19 protein-coding genes are annotated in these 22,018 nt (G+C 56.0%); 6 read left to right on the top strand and 13 right to left on the bottom strand.

Going from position 1 to position 22,018, the window contains the following annotated elements:
- Window positions 1-52: 52 nt before the first annotated feature.
- The 5 genes from Z947_RS0107800 to Z947_RS0107775 form a co-directional block, all read right to left on the bottom strand.
- Complete coding sequence (locus Z947_RS0107800) at window positions 53-958, bottom strand: LysR family transcriptional regulator (RefSeq protein WP_025043749.1); 906 nt, start codon at window positions 956-958, stop codon at window positions 53-55.
- A 563-nt stretch (window positions 959-1,521) separates the two neighbouring features.
- Complete coding sequence (locus Z947_RS0107790) at window positions 1,522-2,757, bottom strand: APC family permease (RefSeq protein WP_025043747.1); 1,236 nt, start codon at window positions 2,755-2,757, stop codon at window positions 1,522-1,524.
- A 335-nt stretch (window positions 2,758-3,092) separates the two neighbouring features.
- Entirely contained in the window at window positions 3,093-3,947 is an 855-nt protein-coding gene (locus Z947_RS0107785; RefSeq protein ID WP_025043746.1) for an SDR family oxidoreductase, read from the bottom strand.
- Between the two features lie 19 nt (window positions 3,948-3,966).
- A complete protein-coding gene (locus tag Z947_RS0107780; RefSeq protein WP_025043745.1) occupies window positions 3,967-4,539 on the bottom strand; it encodes a TetR/AcrR family transcriptional regulator in 573 nt (190 codons plus the stop codon).
- A 349-nt stretch (window positions 4,540-4,888) separates the two neighbouring features.
- Complete coding sequence (locus Z947_RS0107775; RefSeq protein WP_025043744.1) at window positions 4,889-5,416, bottom strand: hypothetical protein; 528 nt, start codon at window positions 5,414-5,416, stop codon at window positions 4,889-4,891.
- Window positions 5,417-5,893: 477 nt separating this feature from the next.
- Between Z947_RS0107775 and Z947_RS0107770 the strand changes: the two genes are divergently transcribed.
- A complete protein-coding gene (locus Z947_RS0107770; protein WP_025043743.1) occupies window positions 5,894-7,672 on the top strand; it encodes a bifunctional helix-turn-helix transcriptional regulator/alpha/beta hydrolase in 1,779 nt (592 codons plus the stop codon).
- 56 nt (window positions 7,673-7,728) lie between these two features.
- Here Z947_RS0107770 and Z947_RS0107765 read toward each other — a convergent pair whose 3' ends face one another.
- The gene (locus Z947_RS0107765) at window positions 7,729-8,115 is read right to left on the bottom strand and encodes a potassium channel family protein (RefSeq protein WP_338057842.1); all 387 of its coding nucleotides are present in this window, start codon (window positions 8,113-8,115) and stop codon (window positions 7,729-7,731) included.
- On the opposite strand from Z947_RS0107765, the gene Z947_RS22170 reads away from it, so the two are divergent.
- Window positions 7,996-8,580: an efflux RND transporter permease subunit gene (locus Z947_RS22170; protein WP_162171853.1), complete on the top strand. Its 585-nt coding sequence runs from the start codon at window positions 7,996-7,998 to the stop codon at window positions 8,578-8,580. The two genes, Z947_RS0107765 and Z947_RS22170, sit on opposite strands and share 120 nt — an antisense overlap.
- A 100-nt stretch (window positions 8,581-8,680) precedes the next feature.
- A complete protein-coding gene (gene rlmF, locus Z947_RS0107755; protein ID WP_025043740.1) occupies window positions 8,681-9,607 on the top strand; it encodes a 23S rRNA (adenine(1618)-N(6))-methyltransferase RlmF in 927 nt (308 codons plus the stop codon).
- 48 nt (window positions 9,608-9,655) lie between these two features.
- Here the strand turns inward: rlmF and Z947_RS0107750 are convergent, their stop codons facing one another.
- From Z947_RS0107750 to Z947_RS21480, 4 genes are all read right to left on the bottom strand, one after another.
- On the bottom strand, window positions 9,656-10,822 hold the full coding sequence (locus Z947_RS0107750; RefSeq protein WP_025043739.1) for an iron-containing alcohol dehydrogenase: 1,167 nt from the start codon (window positions 10,820-10,822) through the stop codon (window positions 9,656-9,658).
- Between the two features lie 355 nt (window positions 10,823-11,177).
- Window positions 11,178-12,173 (bottom strand): hypothetical protein, encoded by a 996-nt coding sequence (locus Z947_RS0107745; RefSeq protein ID WP_025043738.1) that lies wholly within the window; start codon window positions 12,171-12,173, stop codon window positions 11,178-11,180.
- A 113-nt stretch (window positions 12,174-12,286) separates the two neighbouring features.
- Complete coding sequence (locus tag Z947_RS0107740; protein WP_025043737.1) at window positions 12,287-13,000, bottom strand: hypothetical protein; 714 nt, start codon at window positions 12,998-13,000, stop codon at window positions 12,287-12,289.
- Entirely contained in the window at window positions 12,997-15,630 is a 2,634-nt protein-coding gene (locus Z947_RS21480) for a vWA domain-containing protein (protein ID WP_025043736.1), read from the bottom strand. The genes Z947_RS0107740 and Z947_RS21480 overlap by 4 nt, the downstream gene beginning before the upstream one ends.
- Window positions 15,631-15,758: 128 nt before the next feature.
- Here Z947_RS21480 and Z947_RS21475 point away from each other — a divergent pair, with 128 nt between their 5' ends.
- Window positions 15,759-16,472, top strand: coding sequence for a helix-turn-helix transcriptional regulator (locus tag Z947_RS21475; protein ID WP_081781126.1), 714 nt, complete (start codon window positions 15,759-15,761; stop codon window positions 16,470-16,472).
- 87 nt (window positions 16,473-16,559) lie between these two features.
- On the opposite strand, the gene Z947_RS0107725 is transcribed toward Z947_RS21475, so the two are convergent.
- On the bottom strand, window positions 16,560-17,726 hold the full coding sequence (locus Z947_RS0107725) for a helix-turn-helix domain-containing protein (protein ID WP_025043734.1): 1,167 nt from the start codon (window positions 17,724-17,726) through the stop codon (window positions 16,560-16,562).
- A 388-nt stretch (window positions 17,727-18,114) separates the two neighbouring features.
- On the opposite strand from Z947_RS0107725, the gene Z947_RS0107720 reads away from it, so the two are divergent.
- Together Z947_RS0107720 and Z947_RS22260 are read left to right on the top strand one after the other, a co-directional pair.
- Window positions 18,115-18,297: a hypothetical protein gene (locus Z947_RS0107720; protein ID WP_025043733.1), complete on the top strand. Its 183-nt coding sequence runs from the start codon at window positions 18,115-18,117 to the stop codon at window positions 18,295-18,297.
- Between the two features lie 435 nt (window positions 18,298-18,732).
- Complete coding sequence (locus tag Z947_RS22260) at window positions 18,733-19,311, top strand: hypothetical protein (protein WP_025043732.1); 579 nt, start codon at window positions 18,733-18,735, stop codon at window positions 19,309-19,311.
- A 194-nt stretch (window positions 19,312-19,505) separates the two neighbouring features.
- On the opposite strand, the gene larC is transcribed toward Z947_RS22260, so the two are convergent.
- Both larC and Z947_RS0107705 read right to left on the bottom strand, forming a co-directional pair.
- Entirely contained in the window at window positions 19,506-20,696 is a 1,191-nt protein-coding gene (gene larC / locus Z947_RS20860; RefSeq protein WP_025043731.1) for a nickel pincer cofactor biosynthesis protein LarC, read from the bottom strand.
- Complete coding sequence (locus Z947_RS0107705; RefSeq protein WP_025043730.1) at window positions 20,693-22,009, bottom strand: nickel pincer cofactor-dependent isomerase, group 22; 1,317 nt, start codon at window positions 22,007-22,009, stop codon at window positions 20,693-20,695. The genes larC and Z947_RS0107705 overlap by 4 nt, the downstream gene beginning before the upstream one ends.
- Window positions 22,010-22,018 lie beyond the last annotated feature (9 nt).

Genomic DNA, 22,018 nt, shown 5'->3' with positions numbered 1-22,018 from the left:
TTCGAATTACTTGTGGTTGCGATGAGCATTACTCACTTGTATTCAGTTGTTCTTAGCCAGATCCGTATGCATCCATCGCTTCAAGCTGCTTCATTACGAATTCCTGTTCCTTTTCAGCACCTTGCACAACCCTCGCCAAGGTGCGACGGGCCAAGGCTGCAAGGTCTTCGTCGATGTCGTTGCGCCAAATCACCCATGAAGGGTACGGAAAGCGTGGCGCGTCGGCCACAATGTGTAGTTTTCCAGCATCCAGATGCCGCTTTGCGGTGCGAGCAGGCAGGTAGGCAGCAGCGCGCCGGTTGACGATATATTCCATTGCCAGTGCGCCAAGCGCCATGGAACGACCAGCATCGGTGAGATGCGGCAACGCAATTGTGAGTGCATGGGTAAATTCAGGGCCCCAATCGACTGCAACATAGGTGTCTTTCAAGTCGAGTGTCGCATCGGGGTAAGAGGCAACCAGAACAAGCTCATCATCAAGGGCAGGTTCTGCGATCAAACCCGGGCGGAGTTGGGGTGTATAAAGAAGTGCAGCATGAATCACGCCCTCAACCAGAAAGCGCATGATGCGGTCGCTCATACCAAGTTCGCAATGCAGACTCAGTTCTGGCATCTCTAGTTGCATGGCATCCATCCACCTGAATCCAAGGCGCGGCCAAAGCGAATATTGCGCACCGATAGAAAGGGCACGGCTATATCCTTCTGGGATGGAGATTTGTTGCTTTGCCTCTTCCCAGATCTTGAGCAAGCTCAGCGCGTATCGTTCGAACTGCTTGCCTTCCGGTGTCAGTACAGCACCCGCTTTAGAGCGAATGAACAACGGATGCCCTAGGCTGTCTTCAAGTCGCTGCACCCGCAAACTGACAGCGGACTGCGTGACAAAAAGCCTGTCACACGCCGCAACAAACGATCCTGTGTTGGAAACTTCGATGAAGGTCTTGATCAGCGTGATGTCCATCGTTCATCCATGATTAATTCTGTCTTTAAATATGCCTTTAACTCGTTTTGCTTAACTGATCCCCATCGGTATATCCAGCAATGCGAAGTCGGACAGAGGCAAGTTTTCATGATTGCCGTAGGTGGTAAGGGGATATCGCTCCCAACGCAGCATCCCGCTAGGGACGACTTCGCAACAAGGGTAAGCCTCATAGAGCTTGCACAAGTTAAGGCGTGCCGTTGGAACAGGCTTTGGCGTCGATGTCGGTGTAAGGCTAAGGGGTACAATTGACAGGCAAATCACCCCCCCCAACAATGAACAACGCTGGCGTCAAGGTATCGAATGAATTCACGGTGACCTGCCATTCAAGCGCTGATCTCATGCAGCATTGCTGTCCGTCATTCCAGACAATCGGCGCGGCGGTACAATCCGTTGAGGGGCAAATTCACTGTTGCCGGTCAACGGGTGCTTTCGCTACCTTTGCGCCGATGATCGGTTTGGCACGCTGATGGCGCGGTCCCCTTATCCTCGTTTGCAAGACACCGTCCAAAAGCCAATCATTGCCAGTCACTCGGATGGGACCGTTAAAGCCAAGCCGTCCCGAACAAAAGCACACTGGTCAACACGCCAAAGACAGGAACGATCATAGGAACTTTGAAGTGGTCCTTTTCATTCTCTCGCCTGAGTTTCAGCCGTATCAGCGCAACGTTCACCAAGACAAATACGAACAGAACAATCTGTGACGTACGTTCGGCCAAGGCATCGATTGGCAGCGCCAGGGTCAGCAGGATGATAACGCATACGACCGCGAGCGTTGCGACAACGGGCGTCTGGGTTCGGTGTGACACGGTGGCTAGAACAGCGGGCAGATGTCCCCGATCTGCCAGACCGTACAGGACACGTGAGGCCATGATCATTTGGATGAGGACGCCGTTTACGGTGGCCACGATTGCAATGATGGCAAAGCTTTGTTGTATAGCCACCGGGGCAGAAGCGAAAACCAACGACAATGGCGCAGCGGAGTTTGCGAGCGTGTCGATGGGTACGGCGACAAGGACTGCGGTCGTCGTCGCAATATAAAGTATGCTTGCGATGATCAGCGTCAGCACGATGGCCTTGGGCATGGTTGCGACGGGGTCTTTCACCTCTTCTGCGACGTTGGCCATGTCCTCAAAGCCGACAAAAGCAAAGAAGGCCAAAAGCGACGCCGCGCCGATGCCGATCCAGTGCGGTCCGGTCAAGGGTGGTATCATGTCAACAAAGTCCAAACCCAAGGGATCCGAAAACCCGAAACCCCAGACTGAAACAAAGATCAGCCCACCGATCTCGATCAGCGTGATGATGGCTGCAACCATCACCGACTGGGTGATCCCCCAAAGGGCAATGAGGCCCATTACAGTAACAACGGCGATGGTTAACAACGCATGTGGCGCGGCGATCAGCCCGTGCAGATACGACGCCGCCCCAATGGCAACAGCTGCTGCCGAAACCATGCCGGACAGCGCAACCGCCAGCCCAACAACGGTGGCAAGCTTGCCTGACCTAAAACCTGCCTCGACATAAGCCGCTTCGCCTGCACTGACGGGATAACGGGTTGAAAGCTCGGCATAGGAGAAGGCGGTGAAGGCCACGACGATTGCGGCAATCAGAAAGGAGACAGGCGCATATGGCCCCGCCTCCGCCGCTGTTGTTCCTACCAGAACGTAAATGCCCGCACCCACTGTCACCCCAAGCCCATAGAGCGTTAGCAAAGGCGTCGTAAGAGCGCGACGGAGCTTTTCCGGCTGGGCCGATGCACTGGCAGACTGGGCTTGTTTCATTAAGATTTAATCTCCGTGATCTACGCCTGTGAGAAGGGGCGGTAGGGATTGGTTCATGTCACCATATCAATCAGCGACTGGTGGGGTCCGATTTAAGTTGTCGGAGCTATTCCCGAAATTGGCGCATCGAAGAACCAGACACCTTTTGCCAGAAACCTTTTCTAAAAACGTTTGAGCATGTTGTTCGCGAAATTGCTAGCATTTCAACTATCCTCAAGAACCGGACGAACGTGCGGCGCGCAGAGGGCTCCATATTCTCCAAACGCCGCCACAGCTCACGGCGACGTTTGATTTCACTTTCGCATCGAAACGGTCTGAGATCCGGAGCCTGTAAACTATTCCAGAAACTGTTCGGCAACCCGTGATTGCTGCTTCAGCCCATCCGGATCAAGGCCAGTTTTGAGATTGCTAAAGTCTTCGGACCACTGGGAAGTGCGCGTGCGGACTGGGGGCTTTTCTGAACCCATGACTTTCATGACGACCTCTGCGACCTCATCAGCAGTCTGATAGATGCCCGTCTCTTGGCGGCTCTGCGAACCCGAGATGTATTTTTGAAGGATCGGCAGGTATTCATCATCCAACATGCCACCTGTCTGCTCAACTTGCTCCAGCACTGTATTGGCGAACTCGGACGTGATGCCGCCTGGCTCGATGGCCGTGAAGTGGATGCCGAACGCAGGGGTGATGTAGCTGGCCATCGCCTCTGTCAGGCCTTCGACAGCGAATTTCGCCCCGCAGTAGATTTCGTTGAACGGCTGGCCGACCAGACCACCGACGGAACTGATGTTGATCACATGCCCAGCGCGGGCTTTGCGCATATGGGGCATGACCGCCTTGATGCAGCGCGCGACACCTGTGTAATTGATGTCGAGGATCTTTTGGATATCTGCCTCTTCGGCCTGCTCAAGGCTGCGCACATATCCCATACCGGCGTTGTTGATCAGCACATCAATACGGCCTTGTTCGGTTATAACGGTATCGACAGCCGCGTTGACAGAAGCCGCGTCCTGCACGTCAAGTTGCAGCACGTTCAGCGATACACCGGCGGCCTGTGCAGCCGCATCAAGCGTATCGCGTTTTTGCGTGTTGCGCATGCTCGCATAGACGGTGTGTCCGGCCTGTGCCGCCTGAACCGCAGTGGCCACGCCAAGACCGGTGGATGTGCCGGTGATAAGTACAATCTTCGTCATGGTTTGATCCTTTTGATTGTTATTTTGCGATCGAAAGCCAGACCCGTTCAAAGGTCTGTTCGATCAGTGTTTCGGGGATTGCCTGACCGGAAAGGACAGCACTGCGCGCAAGCTGCATGGCAGGGGCCACCAACAATAGGGAAAGCAGGCCGGTATCAAGATCGGCCAAGGTGGCGTCGTCCACGCCACGTTTCAGAAGCGCCGCAATCTCAGCGGCATATTTGTCGGTGATCTCTTGTTGTTCAGGTGACAGTATTTTTGCGGCACTCGCATAGTCGAGGAACAAGAAGTCCTTCGGGCGGGTGCGCACAAAATCGAACATTGCAAACCACATATCGCGCACAAGCCGCGCGCTATCCGTTTCATTTTGCTTTTCGGTAATGGTGCTGTGGAAGTCGGCTTTCAGATCCATATAAACCTGACGCAGCATGTCATCCTTGTTTTCAAAATGGACGTAAACCGTCCCTGCCGATACCTTTGCCCGTGTGACGATGCCCGCTACATTCAACGCGGAAATACCGTTTTCAACCACTTCCGCAACCAGCGCGTCGCGAAGTTTTATTCTGGTTTCTTTCTTGGTCAGTCTCGGCATTGCGCATCCTCGTGTCAGACGAGGCCAAGATATGTAATGAATATTCATTATCAATGGATGTTTGAATTTTTTCCCCGTGGCGTTTGCGGATTGGGAACTTGACGCACACAAATGCGCCACGCAGCGCGGATGCTCGCGGTCAAGCATCCGCGCTGCGCATTTGCCCATTCTTTTGACTCTCGAACGGGCGTCCCGCGCGTTATTGCCGGCCCCCGTCGTGAACTACGGGCACAACGGGATCTTTATCCGCACAGCAGAAACCAGTATTAAACGGCTAGAAGTCAGGAAGGCACGGGCACAAATGGCATAAGCCGAACGACATGCCCCTCACCCGTTGCCTGAACGCCTATCAATACTTTGGCGAGAAGGTGCACTTTCCCGTGGCACTCGCCGAGAAAATCTTGAAGTCATAGACCCGCGACGGCTTAAACGTTTTCTTAACCACGTGGGCTGCTTCCCATTTGATCTGGATATAGGCCGCAGGCGCATAAATGTCGCCTTTCCACTGGTGGAAGAAACCTGATTGGTGGGCCTTGGCGTTGATCGTATAGCCGATATACGGATCGACCTTGGTCGCCCAAACCTTGATCGATTCAAACCAGAAGAATTTGCCGACCTTGGGGTTGCCATCATCATTGCTAAAGCGGCGAATGGCCTGAAAGTTCAGCGTAATATCGACATACTCGCCACAGGGTATCGTATGGCTGAAGGTGATTTTCTTGCCCGCACCGGCCAACATACTTTTGGTCTGTGAAAGCTTGTGTGCCGTGGGAATGGCCACAGCCGAATTGCTTGACCCTTTGGGCGCATTTTTCTTGACGACATCCCAACCATTGCCGCCGGTATCGTATTTGAACGGTACTTTAATTTTTGCCATTTTATTGAGGTTTTCCTACGTTTGCCCGGCGAAAATTGCCGGTTCTATGAATAAATTTCTAAATCAAATCAGCGCTTCGACTGACTTTCGCGGGTGCCTTGCGCCTTTTGGAGGGTTCAAAATGCGGCACGAGAAGAATTTTCCGGTATGCCGGAATCTCCCCGTCTCGGGTCTAAAATTGACGCCGCCGGCAAAAGCCCAAGGCGGCTCACTTAGGACCAAAATAAATCCAGTGAGCACGCGACGGCGTCCTTAAGAAATCCTAACTTCCAAAACGAACTTCGGACTAATCTTACCCGTTATAAAATCTGTTATTAATTTTGCGTGCAGGCCGTTGCAGGTCAAACTCATACGGCCTCAATCACGCCGCAAAGCAGCCCGAATTGAGCTTTTTCTGAAGGTCAATGCACGCTATACCCAAATTTAGGTATCCTCCCCCACGGCGAGTTCACTTGTAACGATCGAGGTCTGGTTCAGATGTCCGACAGAAAAACGCAATCGCATTCCGGAAAGGGTGCTGAGGCATCGGAGCAGCAATCGCAACTCGTTGAGAGCATTTATAGAATTGCTCTTGAGCCGCAGACCTACGACGCCTTCATGGGCCGGTGGGACGCCTTTATCCAAGACCGCCTCAGCGCCCTTGATACATTGCGAAGCGAGACTGGCACCCTCGAAACACCGGAGGTCGCAACCCATTTCGAGATTGCAGAGCGCCTTCTGGAGCAAACCCGCAGCGTGGTGGAAGCGCAATCAGCGGCACCAGCAAACGGGGCCGGTTTGGCCCCTGACCCACAGTTCCTGATCGACCGCTCGGGCACGATCGTGTGGTCCAATGCTGCTGCTACCAGAGCGTTCCGGCTAAAGCGTACAACACGCTTTGACGATCTGGGGCTGCCAGACCGCTACCGCACAGCCTTGGCGGAACGCATTGAAACTCTGAACACGGCGTCGGAACATGGTGCCCCACCGCTCATCTTCCAAATGCCAGTCCTGGACGCCTCTGACGGGCTGGCCGAAGGAGACGTGGTTCATCTTCAAGCGCAACGGCTACATGAAAAGCTGGACAGCGATCTGCTGCTGATCGGGCCATTGGCCGCGCACTGGCCCCCTTCTATGCCCAACCTACTGGCAACGACATACGGGCTAAGCCAGTCTGAATGCGAGATTTGCGAACTGCTGAGCCGCGCCCACCGCCCTAAGGATGTGGCAGACTATCGAAACAGCTCGATTGCGACGGTGCGCACCCAGATTAAGTCTCTGTTGGTGAAAACGGGTTGTGGCTCGCAGACAGAACTCGTCCGGTTGTTGCATTTGCTGATGCGTGTGGCGGAAAGCCATGGCCCCGCGCGGCCCGCTGCACCTATTTCTCAGGGAAAGATGACCACTGTTCTGCTAAAGAGCGGCATCTTGATGCCTGTGGAGGTTCACGGGCCTGCAAATGGGAAGCCTGTGATCTTTCTGCACGGCATGTTGGACGGCGCCAGCCTTACCTCGCAACTAAGAGAAGCCCTGAGCGCCCGTGGTTTCCGATTTATCTGCCCGACGCGCCCCTGGTTCGGCGATGCAGAGCCCGACTACGGCCCGATGGAAACGGCCCCTGCCCGCGTCGGCGGCTACGTACGCGAGATGTGCGAACAAATGGGGATAAAGGACGCAGTGGTTTTGGGCCACATGGCCGGCGCGGTTTATGCTTATGCCAGTGCGGCACAAGCACCTGATCACATCCGTGCCATCGTGAATGTCTCAGGCGGCGTGCCCATCATTTCCAGATCGCAATTCGCCGACATGTCCCACCGTCAGCGTGTTGTGGCCTATACCGCGCGCTATACGCCAAGCCTGCTGCCCTTTGTGGTGCGTGCCGGCATCAGTCAGATCAATAGCGGCGGCACGGAACGTTTTATGCAGTCACTGTATGCCAATGCCTCGATTGACATGAAGACACTGACAGACCCTGAAGTATGCCGTGTTGTCCTTGAAGGATATAAATTCGCGACACGTCAGGGGCATTCGGCGTTTGAGATCGACAGCTACCAAGTTGTGCGCGACTGGTCGCATCTGGTGTCAGGATCGGACGTACCTGTCAGCCTGATACACGGCGCACATGATCCTGTTGTCAGCCCACGATCGGTACGGGATTTCGCAGAACGTTTGGGCAACCGCGCATCATTGGATATGTTCGAGGATGCAGGCCAGTTGCTATTACACCAATTCCCTGACCGTGTTCTGGACACGCTCGCGCGGATGAGTGCCCGTTAGGCCGCATTTGTCCAGCCATCCCTTTGCGCGCTTGATCGACAAGCAAAAAGGCAAGTCTAGGTGATGTTATTGTTTTGGTCTTGCTGAAAAACATCCGGCAATATGCGCACCAGCAGCCCGACCAGAAACGCAGTGCTCAGCCCAAACGTGAGCAGCCCTGTTATCGCGGCAAAGCTGCCGAAAATGCGCGCACCGGGATCAAGCACGATGTCGCCATAGCCCAAAGTTGTGTAGGTGATGGTCGAAAAATAGAAGCTGGTGGCAAAGTCGGAAAAGGCACCTGAACCGTAAAAACCAGCCGCCCAGAACCAGATAGTGATCGTATGCGCAACGATCAAAAGAGCGATGCCCGCGCTCATCAACATCACCGTTCGAAAGATATGCCGCGCAGGCTGCATTTGATCCGCCAATCGTGCAAGTCTGGGAATACCAAAGGCAAACACGGCGACATGGACCAAGGCGCTGGCCAACAGGAAGAGACTGCCAAATGCGATCTGGACGAAAAACTGGGTCAAATATCTGTGCCTCTATTTACTGCACGTGCTGCCCTGCAAGCTGCTTGTAACAAGACTAGCGAAGGGGGCGCACATGTAAAACAGATACTGAAGGCCGCATTACTCTTTACCGCTTTGGCATTTCCGTCTTTCGCTCAAGAAACGGCGCGGCCCGCAAAGGTCTTTACCGTCATGGAAGAAACCGACCAGATCGTGCGCCGCTATCCGGATCGCACAAGCGCAACTGCGGGCGGAAACCGAAAACCTCACCATTCGGCGCGCGGGCGGCAGCCCCGAAGAGATCGCGGCATCGCAGGCCTCACTTTTGCGACGCTCCTGACGCTTATCGTGGTGCCGGTCCTTTATACGTTATTTCTCCGTATAACGCCGGACGAAAAGCCTAGCGCGCAGTAAATCACCTTTGGGGCGTTCCGGTGTTCCGCAAACCGTAACGAAGGGCTAAGACTGAACCGCGTCGGGCGGACGCCTGCACCAACTGGCTGGAAGGTTTCTTATGGCTGTTAAACCCACATTGCACCCTCGCAACCAGCACCGTGGGGGCTACGACTTTGAGCGCTTGATCTTGGAAACTCCGGAACTGGAGGGGTTTATTACGCGCAATCCGCGCGGTCAGATGACGATCAACTTTCAGGATGGCGCTGCGGTCCGCATGCTCAATAGAGCGCTTTTGGCGACGCATTATGACGTTGATTTTTGGGACATTCCTGCGTCTTACCTATGTCCTCCGGTGCCGGGTCGTGTCGATTACATCCACTATTTGGCGGATCTGCTGGCAGAAGGAAATGGCAAGAAAATCCCGCGTGGCCCCAAAGTGCATGCGCTCGACATCGGAACGGGGGCAAGCCTTGTGTACCCTTTGGCAGGTCAGCATGAATATGGCTGGACATTTACCGGTGTCGACATTGATCCTGTTTCGATCAAATCGGCGCGGCAGATCAGCGCGCGGAACGGTTTGGACGTAAAACTCATACACCAGAAAAACGCGAATGATATCTTTAAGGGGGTGATCGGACCCGATGATCGGTACCATGTCACGCTTTGCAACCCACCCTTTCACAAGTCGCAGGCAAAGGCTGAAGAGGGCACACGGCGCAAGTGGCGCAATCTTGGGAAAGGAAACTCTGCCCACCTCAATTTCGGCGGCCAGAATGCCGAGCTTTGGTGTGCGGGCGGCGAAATCGGTTTTATCGCCAGAATGATCGAGCAAAGCGTGAATTTCGGTCCCCAATGCCTTTGGTTTACGTGTTTGGTTTCAAAGAAAGAAAACCTAAAACCGCTTTCCAGACTTTTGAAGAAAGCCAAAGTTGCCGAATTCAGGGTGGTCGACATGGCGCAGGGTCAGAAAACCAGTCGGTTTATCGCGTGGACCTACCATGCCAAGCGGCAAAGATCCTTTGACGTGCGAAAGCCGCAGCGATAGGTCTGCGTCTGCCCGCAATGTGCGTCCTACTCACCCGCAACCCACCGCTCAAAACGCCGCGCGGTAGAGTTCGAGCGCATCCTTTTCTGTCACCTCCACCGGGTTGTTCACCAGCAAGCGGCTTTGCAGCATTGCATTTTTGGCCAGCATCGGAAGGTCCGCTTCCGGCACATTCACATCACGCAGGCGCAAAGGCGCGCCAGATCTTTCCATGAGATCCTGCATAAAGGCCACGAAACTGGCGGAACGCACCTGCACGTCTGCATCGGAAGGGCCCAGCACAACATCTGCCAATTCAGCATAAAGCGCGGCGGCCGCCGTCATATTGTAGCGCAAAACAGGGCCAAGCATCAGCGCGTTGGTCAGACCGTGCGGCAGATGGTAATGGCCACCAAGGGGATATGCCAGCGCATGAACCGCAGCGACAGGGCTATTGGAAAATGCTTGCCCCGCCAGATTTGCCCCCAGCAACATGGCTTCGCGCGCTGCGCGGTTGGTGCCGTCCGCACAGGCCACAAGCAAATTGGCGCTCATCAACCGCAGGGCCTCACGCGCGAAAATATCTGACAGGGGGTTCTTTTTGTGCTGACTGGTAAAGCCCTCGATCGCGTGGACCATTGCGTCGATCCCGGTGGCCGCCGTTTGGGTTCGGGGCAATCCCGTCGTCAGTTCGGCATCAAGCAATACAAGGTCCGCATAAAGTTGCTTTGAAACGATCCCCATTTTGGTGGTCTCGCCGGTTGTCAGGATTGTGATGTTGGTCACTTCCGATCCCGTGCCAGCAGTGGTCGGGACCTGCACCAACGGCACCCGGTCGCCCCGCACATTGTCGATCCCGTACATTTCCGCGAGCGGTTGATCAGAGGCGAGCATCAGCGCGGTAATCTTGGCGATGTCCATTGAGGACCCGCCGCCAAGGCCAAGCACAAGGTTTGCGCCTGCTGCTTTGCCCTGCGCCACGCAAGACGTCACAATATGTTCGGGCGGATCGGCAACGACGTCATCAAAGACGGTAACTGAAAAGCCCTCTGCCTTGAGCGACGCAAGTGCAGGTGCCAATAATCCGTTCTCGTGAAGAAAGCGGTCCGTGACGATCAATACGTTGCGCTGCGCGAACCAGCCTTGCAACAACGCGCCCATGCGCGCCGCCCCGCCCCATTCCACGCGCATCGAACCGGGAGTGTCGAAAGAGAAAGGAGCGATTGTTTGTGTCATGGAAAGGGATCCTAGATTGATGGGTCGGAACAGTGATCTGATGCGTGCGGACATCACGGCGCGCCCAGCCTGATCCAGCGCTACGTGAACCGATCCTCTCGGATGGCTCCCCTACTCTGCGTGAAAACGTTGCGAGCGCAAGGCCATGAACCGCTTCAATGCGACGATACCGGAACCGGACCTAACGCGGTCAGGGCACCATGAACGACCAGCGTTGCCTAAAGCACTTTAAAACGACGGCGATGATCGCCGCCCGTTCGACCGGTTCTGGCCGAATTGCAGCCCGCATTGACGCGGTGGGAGTCACCACTGCGCGGGCTGCAAGTGTCATGATTTTAACGGTGCTCTCCCAAGCTTAAGAGGCCCCTGCCCCACCGTCGGTTGCGGTCTGCGTACTGCGCCCGCCACTTGCCCAATTCACCGCCTTTTCACCCAAAGTCTTGAACTTGGTTGACGCTGATTCCAGCTTTGCCTCCCATTCCGGGTTCGGGACCTGACCATCTGTCACAGTAAAGAACGCTTGCAAAAGACAGGCGATTGCAAAGGGTTCGATCACCGATACTTTGACCGCCCATGCGAATAGCAATGCAAATACCACGCCCCCCGCGGACCATGCACCTGGCATCAAATAGACAACAGCCGCTGCAGGCGCGAGCATCATCAGGAAAACAAGTATCGAAATGCCCCATGTGAACAAGGTCAGCCAAGCGGCGTTTTTCAACATCGGCTTGGCATTCTGACCATAAAGAACAAGCGCCTGTTTTGCCGACGCATAAGGGTTTTCAGACCGCGTGCGAAAACTGTGGGCAAGGATAACCTCGTCCACAAGTCCCACGGCCAGTTTGAGATAGGCCCGAACAAGCGACATGACTTTATCAAGGCCCGGTATCGGCAGGATCATAAGAAGCCCCTGAACCAGTCCGGTGATGGCACTGACGACCCCTTTGATCAGTTGGTCGATCCCAAACAACACGGACGCCTCCCCGAACCGGTCCGTTACGATGGAGCGGGCATAGGCGATCTGACCTTGGCCATCCGGCAGTTCGCGCCCGTCCAGAAGTTCGACCATCACAGCGATATGCCCTGCCTTCACAATATAAAGCAGGTATTCACGCATCAGATACAGGATGCCGGCGGTAATACCGAACCCCGCAATCCCGCCCCACATTGTGGTCGACGCCTGAAAGTCATTGTCACCAAAGCCGCCAACCCCATACCCGATGCCCGCGCCGGTCCCCGTCGCCAGCACATAGGCCACAGCGATCCCGAAGTAGACAGCGATCCGAAACAGCAAGAACGGCATCGTTTTGCGCATCAAAGTGAGCGCAGTGCCCATACTAAAATCCCACATGAAACTTCCTTTATTCACTCATCTAAATTTCAAAAAATGATCTTGCTAGCGTGGCAAAGCAAGCGTTTTAGCGCAAGATCGTTTGCCAGCCACCTATCCCGACGCGGAACAGGCTATTGGCGCTGATAGTCAATTCTGGTGATCGCCGTGCAGCTCATCGCGTTTATCTGCTGGGTGTTCTCGATCAAGTCCGGCGATTTGATTGTCATGGCCCACTGCATCCGCATCATGCCGCCTGCCCTGAAATCGGCCAGCCACGCATTTGGACCGGTTTTGGTCCAGTCTAAGGTCGGTGCAGCTTTGGTCGGTTCGAAATCGGCGTCAATCACCCCTTGGATGGACTGTCCGCTCAGCGCCGCGGTTTGGGCTGCGACCGCTTGACCGATGGCACCGTCACACCCGTCCAGCGTTTGGCTGCGCACAACACCGATCCAATTACCGGCGTTCGGGCGGATGCGACCGTCATCGGTGTTTTCTTCGGGGAAAACCTCGATCGGCTTCTTACCCTCGAGCAATGGTGCCGGCACCGTGGGGTCGTCCGTTGGCAACAGTTCAGTCACTGGCGTGCCATCCCCGCCAAAAGCTTTGTCGACATCGCTTGGCGGCAGATCCGTCCAGCGCGGCGGCTTGCCCCGCTCCAGCACAATACCCGTAGCACCTTCGGGCGCAGCCTTGTCACCCATAAGAATGGCAGCTTCCTGCACGCTGATATTAGCCGGTTTCTGGGTCACACCGCCCCCGTCGCGCGGGATATAGACTTTGACATTTTCGGCGAAAGCGGGCGCGCAGATGAATGCGCAGAAAATCGGGAGGATAAAGCGCTTCATTCTGCGGCTCCTGTCAGTTTGGTCAAAAGATCGTTGTACCGCTCTTTGTTCAGCAGGACGCCGGTGGCCCTGAACGACAAGGACCGTTTGAGCGTTTCAATATCCGCCAGCAACGCGGGATCATCGGTGGCGTCATGGCAAAATGTGCCATTCACGATCTCGACACATGGTCCGAGTGCGGCGCTGCGCTGGCGTTGGTTTAGCGTGGCAAAGAATGGGCCATCGGGCGTGTTCGTGGACATATTGAAAACCGGCGTGCGGTCCCTGTCAGCAATCGGTCGCTCCGCGCCCCATCCAAGCGGCAAGGTAAAGTCGAGTGGAATATCTCTGATCGTCATCTGGCATGTTTCGCCCTCTGAGCAGTAGTAATCCGCATCCAGCCCAAGGTCGTCGCCTTCGCCCTCAGGGCGCATGATAATAACGTTACCGCCCCGCTGCCCCCGCCCCAACGTGACGGTGTGTTTGCCGGTCAATTCGCCGGAACGCGGGGTGATCAGATAGGTGCCAGGTGTGCGCCCCTCATCCCATCCGTGCCCGGTATCGCTATAAAACCTATCACTCTCGCCGGTTGCGACATCTTTGATGGTCCATTCCACAGCGCTGTCCACCCGCTGCCCATCTTCCAGAAAGGCGATGATGCTGTGATCAACGGGTTCCTTGTCTTGTGCCGTTTCGATGGCGGCCAAGTCTTTTGCTTTGATCAGCAACACGCGATAGGTGTTTGCGCCCTCAACCGACACGTCCGTGCTCCACCCGATTTCAGCGGGCTTCATGACAAAATCAGTACGGTCGCCAGCGACTTCGATGGTCATCAGCAAGCCGTCATTGTCACGCTTGGCCAACGTCATATCCCCGAAACCACCCCTCGGGCCAAATCCCCAGTCTGGACTGGCCTCAATCACCAACCCGCCGGTGCTGGCAGGTTCGCCTTTAGCGTGGCTGAGTTGGAATTTGATCAGGGGGATTGTGCGTTGGTTGTCGCGAAAGACCAGTTTCCAGTCCCCGTGCAAATCACCAACCGGCAAAAGTGGGACTTCTTCGCCGCCCATCGCATCGGCTTCGCGGGCCAAACCGTTCGTGTCGGCACCAGCTGTTTCAGAGACACCTGCCCTATCTGCGGGCGCATCGCTTTGCGGTAACGGCACGCCAACCGCGATCACCCCAAGGGCGGTTTCTTTCGACCCGAAACTGTTTTCAAAACTGGACCTGAATACCAAATCATACACGCCCGGAACGTCAGGTGCGGTCAGTTTGAACCCGTCCTTGGTGGCGACCTTGTCCATCCGCTGGCCATAGTTGCGTGCTGGGGCCTTGCCGTTTTGGCGGAACTGAAAAAGATCAAGCCGAGTGCTTGATCCGGCCCAAAACGCGTCGAACACCTCTCCCGGCGCAACTTCGCGGGGGCCTTGCCACACCGGATCAATCGTCGCGGCAAAGCTGATCGGAATGCGGCCGTATTCAGTGCCGTCATTTGCGGTGGGAACAAGCTCGTAATCGCCCGGCATCTGCGGGGATGGTACTCTGACGCTGTGATAAACGCCGGCATAGGGGCTGATGTTGCCAGCCTTTAGGGCGAGCGCCCGATCGGTGCTGCCGGCGGGATACAGCCATGAACGGTAGAAGGAATTGCGATCAACACCTGTCGTGTTTTTCAACAGGATGATGTGTTCCTTGCCCCCTTCCAACACCGGCAACTGCCCTTCGCGCCAGATGACATATTCGGCCTCGGCATCCGTGACCTCAAGCTCGATAATTTCGGTCTGGTCGGTAATGTCGACAGTGGTTTCGCCAAAGATGCCTTGGCCTTCGACGCGAAAACGTATTGGGCCAAAAGGCAATTCTATGGGCAAACCGGGAACCACCGCGGTCGCATCTGACAATGTTCCAAGCGCGATGTCGTCTCCGTAAATCGTAAAAGTATCTGGCAAGTCGAGCGCGCGGGTCGCCATCTTGACCCGAATTGTCAGGGTCTGAAAATCCTTGCCGCGCACTTCTTCGGGCGCTTCCACAGCTGTGGCTTGGGCGACGCCTTTCATCGCATCGGACAAACCATCCGCACCGGCGGCATCAAAGTACTGGCCGCCCGTTGCCATAGCCAGACATTGCAACTGCGCCTTGTCGCCTTCGGCAATATCAAAGCCGATCACATGGGCGGTGAAATCCAGCCCCAACGCTTCCAGTTCTGCGCCTACGGCACAGGGATCGGCATCACATGTCTCGACACCGTCAGAAAGCAGAACTACCGTCGCGGCCTCTTCCGTATACTTCAGCACATCCGCGGCTTGCCGCACCGCATCCGATAGCGGCGTCTTGCCGCGCGGCTTGAGGGTGGCCACAAGGGATGCGATATCCCCGTCCGCATCTGGCTGGGCCAGCAGTTCGATATCAGAGCAGTCGCCTTTGCGGCGGTGACCATATGCGATCAAACCAGCGCGGGTGTTGTTGCTATTCCAATCCGTGATCAGATCCCCAAAGGCATCGCGCGCAATCTCAACCTTTGCCACGCCGTCCACCTGCCCCCACATCGAACCGGACATGTCAAAAACAACCATTACATCGCGCCCCGGCTCTTGCGCAGCGCCTGCGCTGGCAAGAAGGGTCGAAAAGGCCAAGGGATAAAGCAAACGCATGAAACACCTATAAAAAAGTCGCCCCCAAGCTGAAGGCGACAGACAAAATACAAATTAAAGGGTCACAAATCGGCAGATTTGGTGCAAGGTAAGGAAAACCTTATATTTAATTGTACTGAAGGAACGAAATGTCACAGATCAGAGCAATGGCGGATCGTATCAGTTCCGTCCGCGGGGCTGATGATGTTTGGGAAACGGCCCTAAGTTTTCTCCCGGGCTTCGGCCTTTCTAAAGTTGTCTTTCTTGACCTGTCAGAGCGCCGGACGCCCGTCGTGCGCAGCAACGCCGGCCAGCGGTGGAACAACGACTATCGCGCCAGCGTCAGCTCGGGTCGCGACCCGTTTGCCGCGAATTGCCTGTCCCGTATTGATCCCGTGCTGACAGGTGTCGCACACCTAGAGAGCCATCAATATCTGGGCAAACCCGCCCTTGATCTGATTGCAACGGGCAGTGAAACGCTTGGCATTACAACCGGCATGTCCGTCACAATACGCCCAGACGCCCAAGCGGCCGGCATCGGCTGGAACCTGATGAGCCGGCATTCCGTCAGAGAGTTCGCAGAGCTGCGCGCGCACCACGAACCCGAATGGCGTGCGTGGTGTCAGTTGACCTTTGCCGGGCTGTCCCTGTCGGGCGCGCAGCACCCTTTCGACACGCTGACAACGCGCGAACGGGATTGTCTGGCGTATGTCGCGGACGGATTACGCACGGCAGATATCGCATACCGTCTCGGCATTGCAGAAGTGACCGTTGAAATGCATCTGCGCAAAGCCAGACACCGGTTGCGTGCCCGCACCAGAGACCACGCAGTTGCCGTCGCAATTCGCCAGGGCCTTATCTAGGGGCCCGGTTTCTATTTTGAAGAGAGGGTGCAACGACGGCTTGGCGCTTCAACTGGCGTGTCGCCAAAGACGGTTAACATGCCAGCGCTATCCGCGCAGATCAGAGGGCGTCTTGCCTGTCTCGCGCCTGAACGCTTTGTAGAAGGCAGAGCGCGAATTGAAACCAACATCATAAGCGATCACGAGGATGGTCGCGTCTGTCGTCGTCAACTGCGTGACCGCATCCTTAATCCGCCAGCCGTTCACAAGCTCAAAGAAACTTTTGCCCAGATGCGTGTTCAGCGTTTGCGAGACATAGTGCGATGTCACCCCAATATGCTTGGCCAGATCCCAGAGCGACAGGTCCGGCGCGCGGTAAAGAAGGTCTTTGGCCATCGCAGCTTCGATCTTGCGCGCGATCCGTTCGGCGCGGTCGTGATCAAGTGCGGATTTTTCATATTTCTGCGCTGGGGGTAATTCCGGTTCGGGCGCGTCGCTTTCCGTCTGGCGAACCAACCCCGGGCGCTGCCGAAGTCCCCAAACGCCGATCACCCAAAACAATGCCAGTACGGCAAGGCTGTGCAGCGTCGACATCTCTGCCTCGTACCTTTGCTCGGTAATAACTCCGAAAGAGATCAAAACTGTGAAGGCAAGGTTAACACACAGGTAAAAGCCAGCACTTGCAAGGATCACCCAAACCCAAGTCAGCTCTCTGTTTTCGGTGCTGGCAAAGATGTCTTTCAGTCGGCTTTGATAGGCCACAAGTCGGCGGACCGTAAGGTAAACATAAATGCCGATCATGAGTTTGAAAACCACATCCGCGACCAGCACCGCCAAGATCACAAGGACCACAGCGAACAGCCGTGGATCGTCGTCCTTCAACTCTGTCTCCTGCAGGTCAACCGGCAGGAACAAAAGCGACCAGAAGCACAGCGTGACAAGGACGATGGGAACAATGTGATTGCGCAGCTTCGGGATGCGCTCGGCCTGACCTTCGGTGGTCAGAGCACGCACATAAACCCAAAACAAAAATGGAGTGGCGATTTCCAGCGCGCCGGTCACCAGATTGATACGCGATAATAGGCCAGCATTTGCGGGATCGTACGTCTCGGCCAGAACCGCGAAACCAGTGGAAACGCCCTGAAACAGAAAAAGCAGCGCAAGCGGAAGGTAAACCCCCGGATCGCGCCGCCTGAGCATCAACAGATGCGCGCAGAACAGGCAGATGCCCGTCAGGACGATATTCACAACGGCATCCACGTTCTCAAAGATCATTCAATATCTCTTTCATCATCCCAATGTGCATGGCCCTGCCAGCATGGTGAAGGGCGCACAGTTAAACAAATCGTATTCCGCAGTTCTGCCCGACTACCTGCCTTAACCGCGTGGCGATGTCGTCCTTTTAGTTTGGGAAGGACATATCGGTTTGAACAATCCAACCGGCCGAGCGCAAGAAGTGTCCCCGCCTGTTGGGACGGACGACGGGACCGCAAATTTGCGAGATGTCTGATCCCATCACTTGCGATCAGGAGACATCCACAACGCCTCACGTCACTCAAACCCGAAATACGAAACAGACCCACCGCCAGCAAAAAACGCGGATGCAATCAGTCATTTGACCCTTTGCTGCGGTGGCCACGAATAAAAATAGAAAGAAACGACAATGAAACCATATCTCATTCTGGCCGCTCTTTGCCTGAGCGCCTGCGAAACACCGGCAGAGCTTTCTGCACGCGAACAGATCGATGCGGCATGCATGGCCGGCAATCTGGATGCCTGCGCAGCGGTTCAACAAAGGGTCGCCGCCGAAAATCAGGCGCTGGCGACAACTGTTTCAGGCCTTTGATAACGTAACCGGATTTTACAGAAAGCGGGGGCATGGGACGATATGCCCCCGCTACTTTCCCAATCTGCAAACAGGCAAAAATTTACACCGCCGGACACGCACGGGAAATGATGACGATCACAGGAATCACCTGTCCTGAGTTGCGGAAAATGGACAATAGGTCGGTTTAACCGAGATTGATCCTGAAAACGAAATAGCCACAATGGGGCGTTGCTAATTGAACCGGCGCGCTTTCCGGTTGAGCCTCCGCCACCCCCCTGAATGGCGCTATATTTTTCAACACCTTAGCGGGGGTGACCCATTTTGGAACCTTGAGAACCTCCGGTAGTGGAGTGTTTCTCAAGCTTTTTTCCATCCCTTCCAGAGCGAGAAAGGTTAACATATCGTTAATATTTAGCTGATGGCGAAATGATTTTTTCAAGGAGGATATCTGCAATGACCATAGCGAAATTGATGAGCACTTTGGCCGCGACCGCGCTGTTGGTTTTCACACTGGCCGCCCCCGCTGCCGCAATTAATGGCACGGATGTGAGTGGCAAAGAGGGAGGCGTTTCAAAAGGCGACGATGTGTCCCCGGATAAGGGCGGCACTGATCCCGACAAATCGCCGGAACCAGAACCGGAACCTGAGCCCGAACCGGAGCCAGAGCCCGAACCAGAACCGGAGCCGGAACCGGAGCCTGAACCTGAAGAGCCGACAAATACACCATCAACGGCAACCAACCCGAACGATGGTCCGGTTGAAGGAACTGCCGCTCTCGAAAGCGATGAATGCAACACCAATGATCGCCGCTTGGTCAGCTCGGAGGGAGCACATGTTGGCAACATTACCGGCATCGAGTGTCGCGCCGATGGATCGGTTCTGTACCACGTGCATCTGGTGAAACCGTTCAATTCAGAAGCTCGCAGCGTGACCTTCAAAGCCAAGACGCGGCCCCGTGCGGGCAAGAGGGTTCAGTTGCAGTTGACCAACATGCAGGTCAAAAAACTGATCTGGATGAACGCGCGCCATTAGGTGAAAGCGACAGTTTCAAATGATTGCGCGCGCCCTTTCGGCGAAGGCCGGCGCGCGCATTGGGGTGCAAAGCCCCCGAACGGCAGTCTGATTTAGCGAAACCCGAAAGCTCTATGCATCAGGACGGGAGCCCTGCCCTTATAACAACTTAATGGCAGGTCGAGCCGACACGTAAGATCGCGACATATTCGACATCACTTGTCAGTTTCTGTTGTGATCGCAAGGCTGCGGCGCGCGGCGAGGGTGTCGGCCATCGACAGGTCATCGCTTTCGGCTTTCAGCGTCTCGTGACCCGCAGGGCGGCGGGTTCTTTTGCGCCCTACACCATTCGCGCCGGTTTCCAAACTGCGGGGCAAAAGCAACCGTTCAACGGTGGTGCGGCGCAGACCTATTGTCGATGTCAGATCAAAAATACGTGCCGCAACGGCCTCCGCCAGATGGGGCCGGACGAGAACCTCAATCCTGTTGAAAGGACGCGATTTTTTACCTTGCCCTTGCAGCAGAACCAGATCAACAACGCCGGAAATCTCTCGCAGGGTATCCGCGGCGGCCCCCAACTCCTCGCCTGTCATATCGTCAATATCGCATGCAAGCTGGACCAGACGGTCCTGTTCAAATCCGCCTTGTGCCGTGTCGAACATGCTTGCGCGCAAGATGTTCGGCATTCCTGATAATTCGCGCATCCCTGCACCGGAACCATTACCGCGCAGACGCCCCGCGGGGCGCGCCGATACGGGTTCACCGTCCGTAACATGCGCAAGGATTGCCGCACCTGTAGGTGTCACCCGTTCACCGGCGACGCCATCATCGTGCCAGTCATATCCTTCAAGGATCAATGCAGTTGCTGGTGCAGGCACCGGCAGTTTGCCATGGGCCGTATCGACCAGACCACCACCCAAAGGCAATGCACCCAGACTAAATGTCGCGCCCTTGAGGGCCGCGCAAATGCTACCCGCTGCGGTCACGTCCATCAGGGCATCCCAATCGGCGATTTCGTGGAAATGCACACGTTCAATCGGGATGTCATGCACGCGGGCTTCTGCCTCGGCAATCCGGTGGAGTATGGCACAAGCGGCTGATGCGGTGCCTTCCGACAGATCGGCGGCCTCCAGCAATTTGCGCATCGCGCTATAGGTAGTTTCCACCCCATGCCGCGCCGCGCTGCCACCGGTGGCGAGTTCCAGATTGAACCGGCGTGCGGTGATGCCTGACGCCATATGTTCGCTAAACCGCGCCTGCCCCACACCATCCGGCAGGACCGCCGCGACATCCGCCATCACGCGTTCTTTCAGATCGGGGCGCAGGTGTAGCATCGCGGCGATGAACATGTCGCCCGCAGCACCGCCAACAGGATCGAGGTGGATGTGCAACCCCAACCCGCTCATGCGTGGGCATCCGGCCAGTTGGCGGCCAACAGCCCCCCTTCGAAATGCATCTCTTCCGGTTCGCCAATCACCTCGAAACCCTCACGTTCGCGCAACTCGGGCAGCATCGCCTCTGAGGCATAAAGATATTCGAGTTTTAGCGTGTTGGGGATGCGCAACAAGCGGACCTGCGTGATGTCCGCCGCGCCACAGGTCTTGATCGCTGTCTGGATCGCTGTGCGATCACAGGGCATGACCATCGGCATTTTTGCCTGCATAAGCACCTGCGACGTCAACGCATTGGCATAGACCGCCTCACGGTCGAAATCCGCCTCAAGCCGCTCGGTCACCACATCGGCGCGTGCGGCGCCATTGCCGTTGCCGTTGCTGCGCGGTGACAGGCCAAGGGCGGCAAGCCGCGAAATATGCAGATGCACCTGCATCTTGGGGCTGGAAAAGCGGTGGGTAATGTTCGGATCCATGCCGGTGCCCGAAAACTCCTTGCCGATTTCGTCGACAACCAAAACATCCAGTTCGCCCGTCGCCGTCGGTTGATCCAGCGGTCCCAAAGGAAGGCGCGGCATGTTGCGCATCGCTTCCTGCAACAACGGCGCTTCCGCCTCCAGCATCCCTTCACTGTCCAGAGCGACGACGCGCGACAGTTCGTCATAGGCGTTCTCAATCGTACCGAGACCGAACAGTACTTTGCAGCGTTCCAGCTTCATCCGCGCCATATGCGCCACGAAGATGCCGACATTATCAATGCCGCGCGCATGGCAGTTCTCGGCCCCCGATTGATTGCCAAGACCGATCGACAGCATTTTGGCCAATCCGCTTTCATTGGGGGCGCGAAAGGACGTGTGCGGCTTGATCCGGTTGAACAGGATGATCCCGTCCGCCGCATTGGCATGGCGGTCGATCCGCACGGACATGCCATTGTCCAAGACGCCAATTTCATCCGTTTCCATACCGGAGCGGATTTCACAGCCTACAGTTTCCTCCGTGACGCCCAGCTTGGCCAAAAGCGCCGATTGCCCCTCCGCCGTGGCCCCGCCGTGGCTGCCCATGGCGGGCACCACGAAAGGATGCGCGCCGCGTGCGCGGACCTGATCCACAATCGCCGCCAAAAGCTCGGGCAACGACGCCAACCCGCGGCTGCCCGCAGTGATCGCAATGGACATGCCCGGTTTGATCTTGTCCACGCAAGCGGCTTGCATTGCGTCTTTCACCGCAGCGGCGGGATCATCAATACGGGTCGCTGCGAATTTCTGGCGGCACAGAACAACACGCGGCAGCGGCGTATTTTCAACAAGTTTGACATAGTTCGGGGTCATTATCATGGT

This window comes from Sulfitobacter geojensis (assembly GCF_000622325.1).
In the GTDB taxonomy this organism is placed as follows: Bacteria; Pseudomonadota; Alphaproteobacteria; order Rhodobacterales; family Rhodobacteraceae; genus Sulfitobacter; species Sulfitobacter geojensis.
The sequence above is the reverse complement of the archived record's forward strand: the minus strand, read 5'-3'. Positions and strand labels throughout refer to the sequence as shown.